The sequence below is a fragment of the Paraburkholderia sp. CI2 genome, assembly GCF_014201055.1.
Classification (GTDB): Bacteria; Pseudomonadota; Gammaproteobacteria; order Burkholderiales; family Burkholderiaceae; genus Paraburkholderia; species Paraburkholderia tuberum.
In genome coordinates, this window is the sequence record NZ_JACHDL010000001.1 from 516172 (window position 1) to 534408 (window position 18237).

The following is an 18237-nucleotide window of genomic DNA, read 5'->3' on the forward strand; positions in this document are numbered from 1 at the left end:
AATTCCTCTCGATTACGCCAATATCACAGCGCTGCCGAGGCAACTGCTAACGGTTGCCCCGGCAGCTCGTGCGAAGACTCAATCAGAAAACGCCTGATCAGCTCTTCGCCTTCGGCATTTGCGACACCAGCGACAGCCCGATGTCCATCCCCTCGACCTGGAAGTGCGGAATGATGAAAAGCTTGATGCGGAAGAAGCCCGGGTTGTCCTCGATGTCTTCGACGGTCACCTTCGCTTCACGCAGCGGGTGCGATGCCTGCAACTCGTCGCCCGGATCTTTCATCTCGGTCACGAGACCCTTGATCCAGTTGTTGAGCTCAATCTCCAGCAGACGTCGATCCTTGGTCGTCCCGATGTTTTCGCGCTGAATCAGCTTCAGGTAGTGCGCGATACGCGACAGCAGGAAGATGTACGGCAGCCGTGCGTTGATACGGCTATTGGCCGTCGCTTCCTTGGTCTCGTACAGTGCCGGCTTCTGTGCAGAATTCGCCGAGAAGAAGCACGCGAAGTCGTGGTTCTTGTAGAACGACAGCGGAATGAAGCCCAGATTCGCGAACTCGAATTCGCGCGTTTCCGGAATCAGCACTTCGGTCGGGATCTTTGGCTGCACGCCGGTGCCAAGGTCGTACAGGTGCACCGGCAGGTCTTCCACCTTGCCACCAGCCTGCGGGCCGCGGATCTGCACGCACCAGCCGTTGTTCACGAAGCTGCGCGTCATGTTGGCCGCGAACGCGAACGACGCGTTGACCCACAGGTACCGGTCATGGTCCGGGCCCTTCACCGCTTCCTCGTAATTGAACGCGCGCACCGGCGTCGTGTCCTTGCCATACGGCAGGCGGCCGATCACGCGCGGCATCGTCAGACCGACGTAACGCGCGTCGTCCGTGTCGCGGAAGCTCTTCCACTTGATGTACTCGGCGCGATCGAAGTAGTTGCCGATATCCTGGATCGCCGCGACTTCCTCCATCGACTTCTTGCCGAAGAATGCCGCGCCGACCGAGCCGATGAACGGCATATGCGCAGCCGCCGCGACCTTCGAGATGTTGCGCAGCAGTGCTACGTCCTGCGGCGAATTGGCGAACTCGAAGTCGCTGATCACCGCGCTGATCGGCTGGCCGCCCGGCGTGTCGTACTCCTCGATATACGTGAGGCGATACAGGCCGCTCTGGATCAGCTCCGGCGTGTCTTCGAAGTCGCGTTGCAGCGCATCCTTCGACACGTCCAGCACTTCGATGCGCGCGTTCTTGCGAAAATCCGTGCGCGACACCAGCATCTTCAGGCCACGCCAGCGGCCCTCCAGCGCCTGAAACTCAGGGGTATGCAGCACCGCGTCGAGCTGTCGGCTGATCTGCCGGTCGAGCTGGCCGATATGAAAATCGAGCAGCGACTTGTCGAGACGCTCGACAGGCTGGCTCGATTGCGCGACCAGCTCGAGAAACGCGCCGATGCCACGCGCGATGCGCTCGTCGGCCGACGCCTCGGACAGCATGTCGCTATCGCGGAATGCCTCGAGCGGGCGCGCCTCGGATACGGGCTTCAGGTTGATCTTGTTGCACAGCGACGCATAGACGCTGTCGCCGGCGAAGGACATGTCTTGCGCGGCATCGAGCACAACGGTCTCGGTCGCGCCCTGACGGGATTCGTTCTGTTCCATTTTTGTTCCTGGCTGAGTTTTTGCAGCAATGCGGTTGCGCCAGGCGGTGACGGCTTGCTTCGACCGTCCCCGCTCAGGCATGGCCTTCCGGCTGGGTCGCGGCAGTGGCGATCTGCGCGAGTTCGCCGCGCAGTTTGTCCGACAGGCGCCGGTCCTTCAGGACCTTTTCGAACTCGCGACGGAACGTACTGTTGTCGAGCAGATTGGACTTCAGATCGCGCAGCAGATTGCGCATCGCCAGCAGCGCCTGCAATTCGGGAATCTGACGCGCCACCTGCTCCGGCTCGAAGTCTTTCATCGAGCGAAACGCGAGCTTGACCGGTAGCTCCGAACCATCGTCGGCGAGCGTGTTCTCGGCCGCGATCTTCAGGTCGGGTGCGTAGTCGGCGAGCACCGCGTCGAAATTGGTTTTGTCGATGTTGACCTTCTTGCGCTCCGCCAGTGCCGCCTGCTCGCGGCCCGCACTGAAATCGCCGGCGACCAGCAGCTTGAGAGGCAGCTCGACCTTCTTCTGCGCGCCGCCCGTGTGCAGGTCCAACGTGATCGAGACGCGACTCTTCGGAATTTCGCGCTGAAAGCTGTCCATTCATACTCCTCATGTAATCAGATTCGACACAACCCGCAGATCTCGCCCATGGCGATGCGGTAATTCCATTCGCGCATGCCCGCGAGCGCGCTTAAAGAGATATGCGCGACTCGCAATGGGAATTACGACGACGATACCGCATTGCACGACTTCGGATCGTGCACCTCATTTAAATTCAGACGATATTAAAGCAGGTTTTCCCGCATGACGTCAAAGCATATTGATCGAGACGCGGAATCAAACAGTGTGAACAATGGTTAAATAAATTCTGCTTTCACATATTCTCGCCGCTGCACCGCCCAGAGCCGGAAACGAGGAATTAACGCAATTTAACAATTATTAAATTTCGTCAATTCGCCGCGCATTTATTTGACACAATCTCAAATTGAATTTCGCTTTCTCAGGATAAATCTCAACCGTATCTCAAATCTGAATTAGTCAATTTTTGTCATATTTTCAACGTCAGTCGAAATATGGGTATACGAACAGCGAATACGACATATAGAATCCGAAATCTCGGATAATCCAGATTAAATCAGCAACAAGCATCAGACCAAAATACCTATGCGGATCGACAAACCGCTCTGGCATGAGGGCCTCATCCTCACGCAGCAGCACTTCCAGCAGCAAGAACGATGGGCCGGCTTCGCGCTGCAGCAGCTCGCCACGTCCGCGCTCGCGCAGCCGTGGGGCACGCTCGGCGTCGAGATCGACGAAGAGGCGTTGGCCACCGGCCGTCTGAAGCTCGCACGGCTCAAGCTGCGCTTTTCAGACGGCACGCCGGTCGACACGACGCTGACCGACGCTCTGCCCGCCGCGCGCGATCTGGCGCAAGGCGTGCCCGCCGATCTGCAAAGCGTCGTCGTGTTCGCGGCGCTCGCGCTGCCCGATGCGAACGGCGACAACTGCCGGTTCGATGAAACGTCGCTTGCGCGTCCACGCCGCACGTATCGCGAATTCGTCAAGGTCGTGGATCTGAACGGCGGCAGCGAAACCGAGATCGCGTCCGAGCGTCACGCGCTGCGTGTGCTGTTCGATTTCGAATCGCATGCCGACGACACGGTCTGCGCCATCGCGCGGCTCACGCGCAGCGCGAGCGGCCAGTTCCAGGTCGATCACCGTTTCGTGCCGCCGTGCCTGACGCTCGGCAGCCACCCACTGCATGTCGAGCGCATCAATCGCCTCGCCGATATCCTGCAGGCGAAGAGCGTTGCGCTCGGCGCGCGTCGTAGCGAACGGCTCGAACAGGTCGCCGAATATGGCGTCGCCGACGTGCAGCTGTTCTGGCTTTTGCACTGCATTCACGCGGCGTGGCCGCAGTTGCGGCTCTACGCGGCGCATCCGCGCCGCTCACCGGAGCAGCTCTACACGACGCTCGCGCAACTGGTCAGCGCGTTGATCACGTTCTCGACGCGCGTGCAACTCACCGACATTCCCGCCTACGACCACGCGCGCGCCGACGAGGTGTTCACAAAGCTCGAGGCCACGATCCGCGAATTGCTCGACGCGATCATTCCGTCGCGCGTCGTGTCGATCGGCCTCACGCGCAAGAGCGCGACCACGTGGGCGGGTCAGTTTCTCGACGAGCGCATCGTCGAAGGCGCGGCCGACTGGTATCTGTCGGTCAACGCGCCGATGCCGGCGTTCGAGCTCGCAGAGCAGTTCCCGCGCCTGTGCAAGATCGGCGCGCCCGACGACGTCGAGCACATCATCAATTCGGCGCTGCTCGGCATCCCGCTCAAGGCGGTAGCGCGCGTGCCGGCCGCGATTCCGGTGCGCCTCGACAACCAATACTTCGCGCTCGATCCAGCGAACGCCGCGCATGCGAAGATGCTCGCCGCGCGCGCCTGCCAGATCTATCTGCCGGCGTCGGTGCCCGACGCATCGCTCGAACTTTACGCGGTACTGCGCTCATGAACGCCCTGCCCCGAAGCCCCAACGAAGCGGCGCTGCTCGACAGCGCGCCCGGCGCGACCCGCGCGTCGCGCGAAGGCATTCGCGACCTGCTGCGCGACACCGCGCTGCTCGTCACGACGCTTACGCCCGGCGGTCACGCGGGTCACGCAATCGACTTCCGCAATCGTTGCGCTGCGCTGATCGCCAACTTCTCGACTGCACTCGAGCGGCGCGGCTATCCCGACGACGTACGGCGCGAAGCGCTACTCGCGCAATGCGGGCTGCTCGATGAAGTCGCGCTGCGCTATCTGCCGCCCGAAAGCCGCGCGGGGTGGGAACTGAAACCACTTCAAGTCGAGTTGTTCAACCTGCACGACGCAGGCGAGCGCGTGTTCGAACGGCTCGAAGCGCGCATGCGTGAAGCGTCGCCGCACATCGAGCTGCTCGAATGCTACGCGGCGATTCTGAGCCTCGGCTTGATCGGCCGATTCGCGCGCGATGGCGAAGCGAAACGCACGGCGTTGACGACAGCGCTGCATGCGCAGCTGGAAAAACTTCGCCCAGCGCCCGCACGCACCTTCATCGCCGATCGCCCCGGCCGCCGCTTGTCGGACTGGTTCTACCGGCTCTCGCCGTGGGCGATTGCAGGGCTCGCATGCGTGGTCGCCGCCATCGTCTGGCTGGTCTGGTCGGCCCTGCTCGACAGCCAGCTAGCGCAACTCGCGCACGCGAAGCCCACGCAGCCGTGAAGTCCGATCTGCGCATCCTGTCCGCAACGCCGACGCGCACGCCCGATCGCGCGTACGAGAGACTCGGTTACCCGTGGCGCGCGATGCTCGTGTTCACGGCCGTGCTGGCGCTCGCGGCGATCTGGTTCGTGCTGCCGGGCGAACGCGGCATCGCATGGGCGCTGACGGCGGTCGTCGGCTTGCTCGTGGGCGTACTCGTCGGATGGCGCACGCTCTGGCTATCCCGCGCGGGCGAACAGAGCGCGCAGGTCCTGGCCGCGCTCGGCGCCTCGACCGCCGGAATTCCGCCGAAGCTGCGCACCCGCATGCCGCTCGTGCTCGTTACCGGCGACGGTCTGCCGGCTCTGTTCGATCGCAACCACGAGGAGCGCTTCGCGCATGTCGGCGACGGCGCGATCTGGTTGCGCGTCGATCATCCGCAGCAGTTACCGCGTCTCGCGGTTGCGCTCAGACAGTGGCGCGACGGACGTGCGCCCGATGGCGTCGTGCTGTCGGTGGCGCCCGCGCTGCATGTCGGGGCCGACATGCTCACGCAGAAGCTGCGCGTCGTGCGCCATTGCGTCGCCGATGCGGCTCGCACGCTCGGCACGCGGCTGCCGGGCTATGTCGCCGTCTATCAGCGGATGACGACGTGCCCGCCTGGTCTGTCGGCGCCTGCGTGGTACGGGGTGTCGTCGGCGACGCGAATCGTCGATGCCGAGCGTTTCGAACTCGTGGTCCGCGCGGCCGAAGCCGAGCCTCAGCGCGTGCCTGGCGACGCGGGCAGTACCACGGGTGCCGCGCGCGCGGCGGCGCTCGCGTCGCTCGTCGGCTGGACGCAGCGGGTCGTGATCGGCACGTTGACCGACCCGCAGCAGCCCGCCACGCCGTGGGCGTTGTTCGGCGCGGGTTGGATCGATTGCGGTCCAGCAAGCAGTTCGGCAACCGGTTCGGCCGATCCGTGGGAACGCGACGTGCAGATGAAAACCTGTGTGAGCCGCGCCGCCGTCGGCGCATCACCGCTGCCGTGGCCGCTACCGCAACCGCTGATCGAAGCAACACCGCGGCGCTACTGGATGTCGCCGCGCCGCACTGCCTGCGCGCATGCGCTCGCGCTGCTCGCTTGCGCAGCCGCCGTCGCGTCGTGGTCCGCCGCGAGAAACAACGAAGCCCTGCTCGATCGCATCGGCACCGACCTCGGCCGCTATTCGATGATTCCGGCCGCGCACGACAACGCCAAACGCGACGCGCTGCAAGCGCTCGTCGCCGATCGCGATCAGCTCGACCGTTACGCGCGCATCGGAGTGCCGCTGCGACTGTCGCTCGGCATGTATCGCGGTGCGCAACTGCTGCCGGCGCTGGACACCGCGATCGCGTCGTACGTGCCGCCTGCTCCGCCGCCGGCGGTCGTCACGCTCGACAGCATGTCGCTATTCGACAGCGGCCGCGCTCAGCTGAAGCCCGGCTCGACGCGCGCGATGGTCGGTGCACTCGAAATGATCAGGACGAATCCAGACAAGCGGATTCTGGTCGCCGGGCACACCGATAACGTCGGCAATCCGCAGAGCAATCTGAAGTTGTCCACGGCTCGCGCGCAAGCCGTGCGCGACTGGCTGATCGACGTGTCGGGCCTCACGGCGTCGCAGTTTGCGATTCAGGGCTATGGCGAGACGCGGCCGATCGCGAGCAACGCTACCGACGACGGACGCGCGAAGAACCGGCGAGTCGAAATCACGCTCGTGCCGGACGCTCCTTCAAACCAATAGGCGAAAAAATCGCAGTGTTTCGCCCCTGAAGCATCGCGCTTCGGGATCCAGACGCTCGGGGGCTGCTCCGGGCGGTTGTCGCAGCAGTAGAAAAATCAAGGAGTAGAAAGTATGGCAATTCCGGCCTACATGTGGCTCAAGGACGACGGCGGCGCTGACATCAAGGGTTCGGTGACGGTGCAAGGCCGCGAAGGCAGCGTCGAGCTCGTCGCGTTCGATCACGGCGTGCATATCCCGACCGACGGCAACACCGGCAAGCTGACCGGCACCCGCGTGCACAAACCGATCACGCTGACGAAGGAAACCGATGCGTCGACGCCGTATCTGTACAAGGCTGTCACGAGCGGTCAGACACTGAAGTCGGTCGAGATCAAGTGGTACAAGATCGACGACGCCGGCAAGGAAAAGGAGTACTTCAACACGAAGCTGGACAACGTGAAGATCGTCGCGGTCAAGCCCAAAATGTTCGACATCAAGAACCCCGACTACGAGAAGCACAACCACATCGAAGACGTCGAGCTGCGCTACGAGACGATCACGTGGTCGTACAAGGACGGCAACATCATCCACAAGGACACCTGGAACGAGCGTTCCTGATGTAAGCGTGGTAAGTGGGACCGGCGCAGCGCCGGTCTCGTGACGTGCGTTGACGCGTCTTTACCGGTCCGCGTGGCGGGCTGGTCCCTTTTCATCGGCGAGTGCACAGCGCACTTGCCGCTTCCCTCCGTGACCGAACTGCCGACATGACCTTGCGCGACGACCGAAGAAGCGCCCTTTGGGACACCACTCATCTGCTGCGTCGACTCAACCCGCACTGCGCGCAGGCGCTCGAAGCGGCCGCGAGTCTTTGCCAGACGCGGCTGGCTGACGAGATCACGGTCGAGCACTGGTTGCTGAAGCTGATCGAAGCCGGCGACGGCGACATCCCCGCTATCCTGCGGCGTTGCACGATCGATATCGACGCGCTGTGGGATGCGCTGCTCGGTGCAATCGACCGTCTGCCGCGCAATCTGCGCGGCAAGCCCGCCCTGTCGCCGCAGCTGGCGGCACTGCTTAGGGATGCATGGCTTCACGCATCTTCGGAGAGCCCCGAGGCGCGAATCCGCTCGGGGAATTTGCTGCAGGCGATCGTCGATGCGCCGCATATGCTGCGCGCCCAGAATGCGTGGCCACTGCTTGCCGTCAGCAGTGCGCAGATCGAACGGTTGCTGCCGCGAATGGCGCATCGGTCGTGCGAAAGTGAAATCGAAAGCGAAGACGAGGAACAACGATCTGAACAGCCGCAACCTGCGGCAAGCGCCGCGGCGGCGAACGGCGTCTTTCGCGCAAAAGAGACCACACCTGCCAGCGCCGACGCCCTCGCCCGCTTTGCGATCGACCTGACCGACAAGGCGCGCCGCGGCGACATCGATCCTGTGTTCGGGCGCGAGCGCGAGATCCAGCAGATGGTCGACGTGCTCGCGCGCCGTCGCAAGAACAATCCGATCCTCGTCGGCGAACCGGGTGTCGGCAAGACCGCGCTCGTCGAAGGGCTCGCGTTGCGCGTCGCCGAAGGCAGCGTGGCGAACGTAATAAGCCACGTGCGCATCCTCACGCTCGATCTCGGCCTGCTGCAAGCGGGCGCCGGCGTGAAAGGCGAATTCGAGCAACGCCTGAAGACCGTGATCGACGAGGTGCAGGCTTCGCCCGTGCCGATCCTGCTATTCATCGACGAAGCACACACGCTGATCGGCGCCGGCAACGCGGCGGGCGGCGCCGACGCCGCGAACCTGCTGAAGCCTGCGCTCGCGCGCGGCGAATTGCGCACGATCGCGGCGACCACGTGGTCCGAATACAAGGAATTCTTCGAGCGCGATGCGGCACTCGAACGCCGCTTCCAGATGATCAAGGTCGAAGAACCCGACGACGACGCGGCCTGCTTGATGCTACGCGGCCTGAAAAGCCGCTACGCCCGATACCACCATGTACACATTCGCGACGAAGCGCTGGTCGCCGCGGTCAAGCTGGCGCGTCGCTACATCCCGGCGCGGCAACTGCCGGACAAGGCCGTCGATCTGATCGACACGGCCGCCGCGCGCGTACGCATGGGCCTCGAAGCACCGCCGGCCGAGTTGCAACGCGCGCGGGCCGCGGTCGCCGCGCTGAAGCTCGAACGCGCGGCGCTCGCAGACGACGAACGCATCGGCATCGACGATAGCGAAGCACGCCGCGGCGCACTGGACGCCGCGCTCGCGAGCGCGAAGGCCGAACTCGCGGCGCTGCAAACACGTTACGAACAGGAGCTCGAACTCGTCCAGGCGCTGCACCGCCAACGCGACAGCGATGCCGTCTCGCGCGATGCCAGCGCTTTCGCGCAAGCACGTCGCGCACTGACGACTGCACAAGGCAAGGCCCCGTTGATCTTCGCCGACGTCGACGCCCAGGCGATCGCACGCGTCGTCGCCGAGTGGACCGGCGTGCCGGTTGGCAGTCTCGTCGAAGACGAACTGCAAAGCCTGCTGACGCTGGAAACGCAGCTCGCGACACGCGTCGTCGCGCAGCACGACGCGCTCGCCGCCCTGTCCGAAAGCCTGCGGACCGCCAAGGCGGGGCTCAAGAATGAACACGCGCCGCTCGGCGTGTTTCTGCTTGCTGGACCATCGGGCGTCGGCAAGACCGAAACTGCGCTCGCGCTCGCCGACCTGCTGTTCGGCGGTGAAGCCGCGCTCACGACGATCAATATGTCCGAGTACCAGGAATCGCACACAGTCTCGCAACTGAAGGGCTCGCCGCCCGGCTACATCGGTTATGGACGCGGCGGCATTCTGACCGAGGCGGTGCGGCAGCGTCCGTACAGCGTCGTGCTGCTCGACGAAGTCGAAAAAGCGCACCGCGACGTGCTCGACATGTTCTATCAGGTGTTCGATCGCGGCATGATGCGCGATGGCGAGGGGCGCGAGATCGACTTTCGCAATTGCGTGATCCTGATGACGTCCAATCTCGGCAGCGCGCAAATCGATGACACGACCGCGGAAAGCCCCGAGATCTCGCACGACGAACTGCTCGACGCGATTCATCCGCAGCTCGTCGGCCACTTTCAACCGGCGCTGCTCGCGCGCTTCCAGACGCTCGTGTACCGCCCTCTCGATGCGAGCGCGCTGGCCTCGATCGTGCGCCTGAAGCTCGGTAACGTCGCGCAGCGTCTGCACCGCCAGCACGGTGTCGAACTGAGCTGCGACGAAGCGCTGATCGATGCGATGGCCGCGTTGTGTCTCGCGCGCGAATCGGGCGCGCGCAACGTCGATGCGTTTGTCAATCAGCGCATTCTGCCCACGGTGTCGCGCGAACTGCTCGCGCGCATGGCATATGGAATCGCGCCCGCCAGGATCCTGCTGACCGGTTCACCCGAAGGTAGTCTGACGATCGATTTCATCGATCGCGAAGAAGCCGTGGCTGAACATGCGGCGAACGGCTAACGGAGCGCCACTCGATGCCGGCGGGACCGTCTCTCTACGATATGCTGCTCGGCCAGATCGGCGGCGAGCCGCTCGACGCATACGACGACCGCACGCTCGAATGCCTGAGCGTGCAGCAGAACGTGCAACGCATTCTGAACACGCGCGCGGGCGCATTGAAGCACCTGCCCGATTACGGTCTGCCGGACATGACGAACATCTACAAGGCATTGCCGTCGTCGGCGCACGCGCTGAAGCAGCAGATGGAAGCGACGCTGCTGAAATATGAACCTCGTATTCGCGCGATCGACATCGACATCCTCGAGGACGACGACCCCGGCGTGCTGGTCAGCTTCGAAATGACATGTCATTTGAAGAAGGCCGGGCTCGTGCGCTTCGGCACGTATTTCGAGCCGCCGGGGCGGCTGCATATACGACGCCGGATGCAGGGGCGTGGGTAATCAGCGTTATCCGCATGCCAGTCGAATCCGAAGCTACGATTCAGATTTATTCGCGAATTCGCCGGTCGATTCGACCGCGACATTTGTTCACAGTTGCTCGGCGGGTAACTCGCTATAGTGGGAAGGTCGATCACGGGTCCGATCGACCTTCCCAGACAGGCATTGAGTCTGTCCTTCGGCAGCCTCGATCACGCCCTGTGTTCGAGGCTTTTTTCCTTGCTGCCCCGTTAGCAGGCGATCACGTGGCCAGTGTGCCGTCCGCCGCATTCATCCGCGCGGGCCGTTCGTGAGGATCGGGACTATCGGTCTGCGTCGTCCCCACGACGGAGACAATAACGGCAAACAGAAAGGATTTTCGAATAAGCATTATTTGTTCCGCTTGCTTTTTCACCCGAATTTCACACAGCCGACATAAATCGCGAGCTAAACATGCACTTTTCCTTGTGTCGCGTGCGCATAAAAAATAAAAAGTGAACCCGAATCACATTTTCGCGATTCCCGTTCGACTATAACGATTAAGCAAGAAACGCAATGCAAACAAAAGTTAAAATTGTTGTTTTTCTTTGCCGTGCGGATGTGGCAGTGCATTACCGAGCGCCCGCAATGTCGACTGACAAAAAAAATCCCGCACAGGGGGGCGGGATTAAAACAACAGGACGCTGAGGAGACGAGCACGCCCTGCCTGGGACCCACACGCACCGCAGGGATACCCGTGGTTATTTCGACGCTCGCCACGACCGACAACCGTAGTCGACGGTCAACGATCGCGAGCGCTTTGAAATGCCGGGACCGCCTGGGCACCCTGTGCGCGATCACGCCTGCCGCGTGGCACCACGGCGCCGAGCGCCCCGTGTGGAACTCAGGCCGCCTTGCGCGCGAACCCGTCGCCCATCACGCTTACCACGTCGTCGACGACCCGAGTGGCGGCCGCGAATCCAGCCGCCAGCACTTCCCGCAGATCGGTCGACGAACGACCGGGCACCGAAGCTACCCGGAAAGCGGTCGACCACTCGCCGCCGATCAGCCGCGTCTTCAACGTGACGCTCGCCACGTACGCGCGCCGCGGCGTGGCACTGCCGACATGGGTGGACATATCGGTCGCGCGCAACGCGTTGACCACGATGTCGAATCCCCGATAACGATAGGTTTGCTCCATGCTCTTCTCCGCCTTCACCCATTGCTACATAACAGCATTTCGCCATGTATCTATGCTGCATCATTCTCGACTCGCATTTGTCAACAATTGTCATATCCTGGGCGATTCCCGGTTAGGGCTTTCCCTGCTCTCGACCTGCCAATTCCAGCGTCAACGATGCTCAATGACGAGCAAAACAGTTTTACTGTGAGATTAGATATATGCTTTACAGATTTTGGAACAATGAATCACAAGGCTCCATGCAATGTGAAGTCATCGGACCGGCAAATTCGGATTACAGATTCATACCGTTTATTCAGATTCGATCGAATAGCCTCGACGAATCAAGCCCCGCGAACCATCTCGAAATAAAAAGCTATATCCCAAAATAAAGACCGGAACTCCTCCGGCGCTTCAGTAGTCCGAACACTGCCATTGCTCATCGTGGCGCCCATCTGGCGAGCCTGGCTCCGCCCGGTTCGCCGTCATCCGCTCGTGGTCCAATAAAAAGTACGCTGCGTCTGGCCGCATCGTCCGCTGCGTTTGAATGAAGCGTCCGTCCCGGTACGTCGCTCGATCGCCAGCGGCAAAGATCGTGTCATTACAGACCGCAGATCGCTTATCGGATTGAATGAGCCTGAATAAGGAATTGCTGGTGAAACATCTCGCTGGTTCAATATCGCAATTGTGTCGGCATTCTCTGCCTGCCTGTTTTATGCCTTGTCGCGCGAGTTACCTCGGTGCCACCCTGATCACGCGTTCGCGCCGCCGCGAAGCGGGAGAGCGTGCACGATGAGCGTCTTCCAGATTGCCGGTGCGCTGTTCGCCATCGTCGCGCTGTTCGGCGTCCTCAATTATCGATTCATCAGGTTGCCCGACACGCTCGGCATCACCGCGGTGGGGCTCGTCGTCTGCGTCGGCATTTCTGCGCTCGGGTTCTACTATCCGGCGATGGCGATCGCCGCGCGCAAGATCGTCGTGCAGATCGATTTTGCCGACATCGTGTTTCACGGCCTGCTAAGTCTGCTGCTGTTCGCCGGCGCGCTGCACGTCGATCTGTCGAAGATGCGCACGCAGCGGCGCGCGGTGCTGATGCTCGCGACGATCGGCGTATTGATTTCGATCGCGGTGGTCGGCTTCGGCTTTTACTACGCGGCGCAATGGCTCGGCCAGCCGGTGAGCCTGCCGTGGTGTCTCGTGTTCGGCGCGCTAATCTCGCCGACCGATCCGATCGCGGTACTCAGCGTGCTCAAGCGCGCGGCGGCGCCCGAAAGCCTCGAAACCAAGATTACCGGCGAATCGCTGTTCAACGACGGCACGGCCGTCGTCGCATTCGTCACGCTAGTCGGACTCGCGACCGGCGCGAACGAGTTTTCCGCGGGCGCGATCGCATTCGATCTGCTGCGCGAAGTCGTCGGAGCGCTCGTGCTCGGCGCGGCGCTCGGCTTCGGCGCGTCGCTGCTGCTGCGAGGTATCGACAGCTATCCAGTCGAAATCCTGATCACACTCGCACTCGCGACCGGCGGCTATAGTCTCGCCGAAGCGCTGCACGTGTCAGCGCCTCTCGCGGTCGTGATCATGGGGCTCGTGATCGGCAATCACGGCGCGTCGACGTCGATGTCGGAGAAGACGCGCGAGCATCTGTTCAACTTCTGGGACCTGCTCGACGAGTTGCTCAATCTCGTGCTGTTCGGGCTGATCGGACTCGAAATCATTGCGCTGTCGCTGCGCGTCGAGATCGTTTGGCTCGGGCTCGCGGCGATTCCGGTCGTGCTGTTCGCGCGCGGCGTCAGCGTCGCGATTCCGCTGCTCGCGCTGCAGAACTTCCGGCGGCTCAGTCCGCATTCGGCTGTCGTGCTGACGTGGGGCGGACTGCGCGGCGGCATCTCGATTGCGCTCGCGCTGTCGCTGCCGGAGTTTCACGGACGCGAAATGTTCATCGGCGTCACGTATCTCGTCGTGGTATTCAGCCTGCTGATTCAGGCGACGACATTGGGCCCGCTGATCCGTCGGCTCAATATCCCGGCCGCTCACGCAACCCGGCCAGCCCCGCCGGACGCATCGCCTGCACAAAACGCGCGCTAATCGTAAAGTGGATACCTACGCCGATCTGCACCGCGAGGTTGGTGAGAAAATCCAAACACAGTCCGAGACCGGCGCGAGCGGCTATCGCGTCGATTTCGACATTGGATTGGAGGGCCCGATTTAAGCGTTTTCTGAGCAGTGCCCGCCGCGATTCTGACCCGGGGCGGGCCACCAGCAGGCGAGACCGATGGCGAGTCGAACCGCCGCCGTCTCCCTCCGGCCACGGTTCACGCCGCGGCCCTGGCTCGGACTTGAACGAGTCCGCCGCCAGTTTCTGGCTTACTTTTCGCCAGTTTCCGGACCGTCGCGCCTGTCGCGGCGCCGGGCATTTGGCCGTCAATGCCGGTTCTCCCACATACCTGGCAGGCGCGGTTTGTCATCCTGTCGATTCAGGCGTCCGAAGGAGTTCGCCATGTCGGTCTATGTCGATGAAGGGTTCCGGCCCTGTGTGACGGAATGCGCGACGGTCGCGTTCCGCGTGTGCTGCGACGATCGTGCGCAGATTTTTGAAGTTAGCGCCGACGCGCTGGTCGAGTTCTGTGGCGCCGTGAGCCGTCGCAAGCAGGACCTGTTGGTCGCGTTCGAGGATGCGCAGGACGAGATCCTCTCCGTAGCCGCGCAGCGATGGCAATTCACGCCGAGCGAGCCGGTGCGGCTCGGTCTCGATGAATTCAAATTGGTCAGACATTAGGCGCGAGAAACGCCTTCATGAACTGGATCGCCGCCCTGCCGATGTACAACGTGACACCCGCGCTCGACCTCGAATGGCGCGAGTGGCTCGACGACGTGCTGCGCCGGGTCAAGCCCGCGTGCCGCATCGTCGAACCGGACGAGGAACTGCACGGCTTCTGGCGGCGCCCGAATCTGCTGATTTCCCAGACCTGCGGTTATCCGCTGATGCAGGGGCTGCACGCGCAGGTGCAATTGGTCGCGACACCCTGTTTCGATGCGCCCGGCTGCGACGGCGCGCATTACTCGAGCGTACTGGTCGCGCGCGCCGACGCGCGCTTCGACTCACTCGCCTCGTGCCGAGGCGCGCGCGCCGCCTACAACCAGGACGATTCGAACAGCGGCATGAACGCCTTTCGTCACGCGGTCGCGCCGCTCGCGCGCGCCGGCATGTTCTTCGGCGCGGTGCTGCGCACGGGCTCGCATGTCGGCTCGCTGCGCGCGGTCGCGGACAATCGCGCGGACGTCGCCGCGATCGACTGCGTGACCTTCGCCTTCGTTTGCGACGTGCTACCGGAACTCGCGGGGCGCGTACGCGCGATCGGCATGACCGCCGCCTCGCCGGGCTTGCCGCTGATCGCCGCGGCCAATGTGCCGCCGGCCACGATCGCCGCGTTGCGCGACGCGTTGAACGAGGCGCTGAGCGTCCGCCCCGAGCGCGCAAAACGGCTGCGTTTAAGGGGCTTTTCGACGTTGCCGCTGACCGACTACGCGCGCATCGGCGAGTTGGAAAGCGAAGCGCGCGCCGCGGGCTACGCGCGGCTCGCTTGATTCACCTACTCGCTCATCTGCCACTCGACGCGCTTATTCACCCGCCTGCTGCACCTCCAGCACCAGCAGTTGCGCGCCGTCGCTGACCTGATCACCGACCGCATACAGCACCTCGGCGACCGTGCCCGCCGCCGGGGCGCCGATCGTATGCTCCATCTTCATCGCTTCCATCACGATCAGCGGCGCGCCCTTCTCGACCACCGCGCCCGGTTCGACCAGCACCGCGATCACTTTGCCCGGCATCGGCGCGGTCAGACGGCCTTCGCCGTGCTCGGCATCCGCGGCATGCGCGAGCAGGTTCTGCCATTCGAATGCGAGCGTCTCGCCATGGCAGAACACGTGGAACCTGTCGCCGTCGACGAATACACGCCCCGTCACGCGCGCATCGCCGATCGTCGCGCGGAATTCATGGGCGCCCGCGCCGACCGACCATGTGAAGTCCTCGCGCACGCCGTCGTGTTCGAGTGTTTGCACGAGCGCTTGCGTGTCCCCGTTGCGCGCGAAAACGACCGTGAACGCGTCGGGGCTGTCGTCGTTGGCACCGTCGTCGATCACGCGCCAGCCGAGCGTTTGCGTGTAGCCGCTATTGAGCCGCCAGTGCGACAACGCGTCCCACGGCGACGCGCCGTGCGCGGTGCCGCCCTCGCGCGTCAACAACGCGGCGCACGCGAGCGCGAGCGCTTCCTTGAACGGCTTCTGTGCCGGCGCGAACAGCACGTCGTGATGACGCTCGATCAAACCGGTGTCGAGCTCGCCGCTCGCGAACGGTTCGCTCGCGACGATGCGCCGCAGAAACTCGACGTTCGTGTGCGGCCCGACCACCTCGCAGGCATGCAGCGCACGCGCGAGGCGCGCCAATGCCTCCTCGCGCGTCGCGCCGTGCACGATCAGCTTGGCGATCATCGGATCGTAGAACGGCGTGATCGTGTCGCCCTCGCGCACGCCGCTGTCGATACGCACCGGCGCCTTGCGGCCCGGCTCGCCGAGCCCGGCCGCGTCGATCGCGAACTCGACGCCTTCGGGCATGCGCAGATGCTTGAGCGTGCCGGTGGACGGCAGGAAGCCGCGCGCCGGATGCTCTGCGTAGATGCGCGCCTCGATCGCGTGGCCGTCGAGCTTCAACTGCTGCTGGGTGAGCGGCAAACTCTCGCCCGCGGCAACGCGCAACTGCCATTCGACGAGGTCCTGCCCCGTCACCATCTCGGTGACGGGATGCTCGACCTGCAGCCGCGTGTTCATCTCCATGAAATAGAACTCGCCGGTCGGCGTCATGATGAACTCGACCGTACCCGCGCCAGCGTAGTTGACCGCGCGCGCGGCGGCCACGGCCGCTTCGCCCATCGCGCGCTTGACCTCGGCCGGGAGCCCCGGCGCGGGCGCTTCCTCGAGCACTTTCTGATGACGCCGCTGCACCGAACAGTCGCGGTCGAACAGATAAACGGCGCCGCCGTGCCGATCGGCGAACACCTGGACCTCGACGTGACGCGGCCGGGTCAGATACTTCTCGATCAGCACGCGATCGTTGCCGAAGCTGCTCGCCGCCTCGCGCTTGCACGACAGCAGCGCGGCCGCGAAGTCCGCGCTGCGCTCGACCACGCGCATGCCCTTGCCGCCGCCGCCCGCGCTCGCCTTCAGCAGCACCGGATAGCCGATCGTGTCCGCCTCGCGCTGCAACAGCTGCGGCTCCTGGTCGTCGCCGTGATAGCCGGGCACGAGCGGCACCGCGGCCGCGTGCATCAGCGCTTTCGCGGCGGCCTTCGAGCCCATCGCGGCAATCGCTTCGACCGGCGGTCCGATAAAGACGATGCCGGCCGCCTCGCACGCATGCGCGAAGTCTTCGTTTTCCGAAAGAAAGCCGTAGCCCGGATGCACGGCCTGCGCGCCGGTCGCGCGCGCGGCTTCGATGATGCGCTCGATGCGCAGATAGCTTTGCGCCGCCGTCGAACCGCCGATATGCACCGCTTCGTCGCAGGCGGCGACGTGTTTCGCGTTGGCGTCGGCGTCCGAATAGACGGCCACGCTCGCGATGCCGAGCCGCTTGCAGGTCGCCGCGACGCGGCACGCAATTTCACCCCGGTTGGCGATCAGGATCTTGTTGAACATGAGTGTCTCGATGAAATGGGCGGTACGGGGCGATGGTTGTTAGCGGAGCATGTCAGTTGCGCCAGCCCGGCGTGCGCTTTTCGAGGAACGACGCCACGCCTTCGCGGCCCTCTGCGCCGGCCCGCGTTTTCGCAATCCGCACGGCGGTGTCCTCGATCAGCGCGTCGCTCAACTCGCGGCCCGCGATGTCCTGCACGAGCCGCTTGCAGGCGCGCACCGCTTGCGGGCCGTTCGCGCACAGCGTCTGCGCGAGCTGCGCGACCGTCGCATCGAGCTGTTCCGCACTGGTGACCGCTTCGCTGACCAAACCCAGCCGCAACGCGGTCGCGCAGTCGAACGCCTCGGCGGTGAGGAAGTAGCGCCGCGACGCCTGCTCGCCGAGCGCACGAATCACGTATGGCGCGATCGTCGCGGGAATCAGCCCGAGCCGCGCCTCGGACAGGCAGAAGTGCGCGCTGTCGACCGCGACGACGATGTCGCACGCGGCAATCAGGCCCATGCCGCCCGCGTATGCGTCGCCGCTCACGCGCGCGATCACCGGCTTGTTGCAGCGATATACCGCCGACAGCATGCCGGCGAGCCGCATCGCATCGGCGCGGTTCTCGTCGTCCGAGTAGCCGGCCATTTTCTTCATCCAGTTCAGGTCGGCGCCCGCGCAGAACGCCTTGCCGTTCGCGGCGAGCACGACCGCGCGCAGGTCGTCGCGCGTGTCGAGCGCGGTGAATGCGGCGGTCAGCTCGGCGATCATCGTTTCGTTGAACGCGTTGCGCACGTCCGGACGATTGAGCGCGACCGTCGCGATCTGGCCGGCAAACTCGACCTTCAGCGTTTCGTATTGCATGCGTAACACTCCTTTGCCTTACGCGGTCGCATCGCGGTGACGCGGGCC

14 protein-coding genes are annotated in these 18237 nt (G+C 63.8%); 9 read left to right on the forward strand and 5 right to left on the reverse strand.

Going from position 1 to position 18237, the window contains the following annotated elements:
* Positions 1–97: 97 nt before the first annotated feature.
* Positions 98–1654: a type VI secretion system contractile sheath large subunit gene (gene tssC, locus HDG32_RS02285; protein ID WP_184062877.1), complete on the reverse strand. Its 1557-nt coding sequence runs from the start codon at positions 1652–1654 to the stop codon at positions 98–100.
* Between the two features lie 73 nt (positions 1655–1727).
* On the reverse strand, positions 1728–2240 hold the full coding sequence (gene tssB, locus HDG32_RS02290; protein WP_184062879.1) for a type VI secretion system contractile sheath small subunit: 513 nt from the start codon (positions 2238–2240) through the stop codon (positions 1728–1730).
* 564 nt (positions 2241–2804) lie between these two features.
* Here tssB and tssK point away from each other — a divergent pair.
* The 6 genes from tssK (at position 2805) to tssE (ending at position 10525) form a co-directional block, all read left to right on the forward strand.
* Positions 2805–4157 (forward strand): type VI secretion system baseplate subunit TssK, encoded by a 1353-nt coding sequence (tssK, locus tag HDG32_RS02295; protein WP_184062881.1) that lies wholly within the window; start codon positions 2805–2807, stop codon positions 4155–4157.
* The gene (locus HDG32_RS02300) at positions 4154–4885 is read left to right on the forward strand and encodes a DotU family type IV/VI secretion system protein (protein ID WP_184062883.1); all 732 of its coding nucleotides are present in this window, start codon (positions 4154–4156) and stop codon (positions 4883–4885) included. Before tssK ends, HDG32_RS02300 begins: the two co-directional genes overlap by 4 nt.
* Positions 4882–6630, forward strand: coding sequence for an OmpA family protein (locus tag HDG32_RS02305; protein ID WP_311539220.1), 1749 nt, complete (start codon positions 4882–4884; stop codon positions 6628–6630). Before HDG32_RS02300 ends, HDG32_RS02305 begins: the two co-directional genes overlap by 4 nt.
* A gap of 111 nt (positions 6631–6741) precedes the next feature.
* The gene (locus HDG32_RS02310) at positions 6742–7227 is read left to right on the forward strand and encodes an Hcp family type VI secretion system effector (RefSeq protein WP_184062887.1); all 486 of its coding nucleotides are present in this window, start codon (positions 6742–6744) and stop codon (positions 7225–7227) included.
* A gap of 146 nt (positions 7228–7373) precedes the next feature.
* Positions 7374–10085: a type VI secretion system ATPase TssH gene (gene tssH / locus HDG32_RS02315; protein ID WP_184062889.1), complete on the forward strand. Its 2712-nt coding sequence runs from the start codon at positions 7374–7376 to the stop codon at positions 10083–10085.
* A gap of 14 nt (positions 10086–10099) precedes the next feature.
* Positions 10100–10525, forward strand: a complete 426-nt coding sequence (gene tssE / locus HDG32_RS02320; RefSeq protein ID WP_184010942.1) for a type VI secretion system baseplate subunit TssE — start codon at positions 10100–10102, stop codon at positions 10523–10525.
* Positions 10526–11384: 859 nt separating this feature from the next.
* Here the strand turns inward: tssE and HDG32_RS02325 are convergent.
* Entirely contained in the window at positions 11385–11681 is a 297-nt protein-coding gene (locus tag HDG32_RS02325) for a hypothetical protein (RefSeq protein WP_184062891.1), read from the reverse strand.
* 771 nt (positions 11682–12452) lie between these two features.
* Here HDG32_RS02325 and HDG32_RS02330 point away from each other — a divergent pair.
* The 3 genes from HDG32_RS02330 to HDG32_RS02340 all read left to right on the forward strand — a co-directional run bounded on the left by HDG32_RS02330 (position 12453) and on the right by HDG32_RS02340 (position 15245).
* Positions 12453–13745: a sodium:proton antiporter gene (locus HDG32_RS02330; protein WP_184062893.1), complete on the forward strand. Its 1293-nt coding sequence runs from the start codon at positions 12453–12455 to the stop codon at positions 13743–13745.
* A 412-nt stretch (positions 13746–14157) separates the two neighbouring features.
* Entirely contained in the window at positions 14158–14436 is a 279-nt protein-coding gene (locus HDG32_RS02335; RefSeq protein WP_018423012.1) for a DUF1488 family protein, read from the forward strand.
* 17 nt (positions 14437–14453) lie between these two features.
* On the forward strand, positions 14454–15245 hold the full coding sequence (locus HDG32_RS02340) for a phosphate/phosphite/phosphonate ABC transporter substrate-binding protein (protein ID WP_184062894.1): 792 nt from the start codon (positions 14454–14456) through the stop codon (positions 15243–15245).
* Between the two features lie 33 nt (positions 15246–15278).
* Here the strand turns inward: HDG32_RS02340 and HDG32_RS02345 are convergent, their stop codons facing one another.
* Entirely contained in the window at positions 15279–17348 is a 2070-nt protein-coding gene (locus HDG32_RS02345) for an acetyl/propionyl/methylcrotonyl-CoA carboxylase subunit alpha (RefSeq protein ID WP_184062896.1), read from the reverse strand.
* 52 nt (positions 17349–17400) lie between these two features.
* Positions 17401–18189 carry an enoyl-CoA hydratase/isomerase family protein gene (locus HDG32_RS02350; protein WP_184062898.1) on the reverse strand — a complete coding sequence of 263 codons (789 nt, stop codon included), beginning with the start codon at positions 18187–18189 and terminating at the stop codon, positions 17401–17403.
* Positions 18190–18237 lie beyond the last annotated feature (48 nt).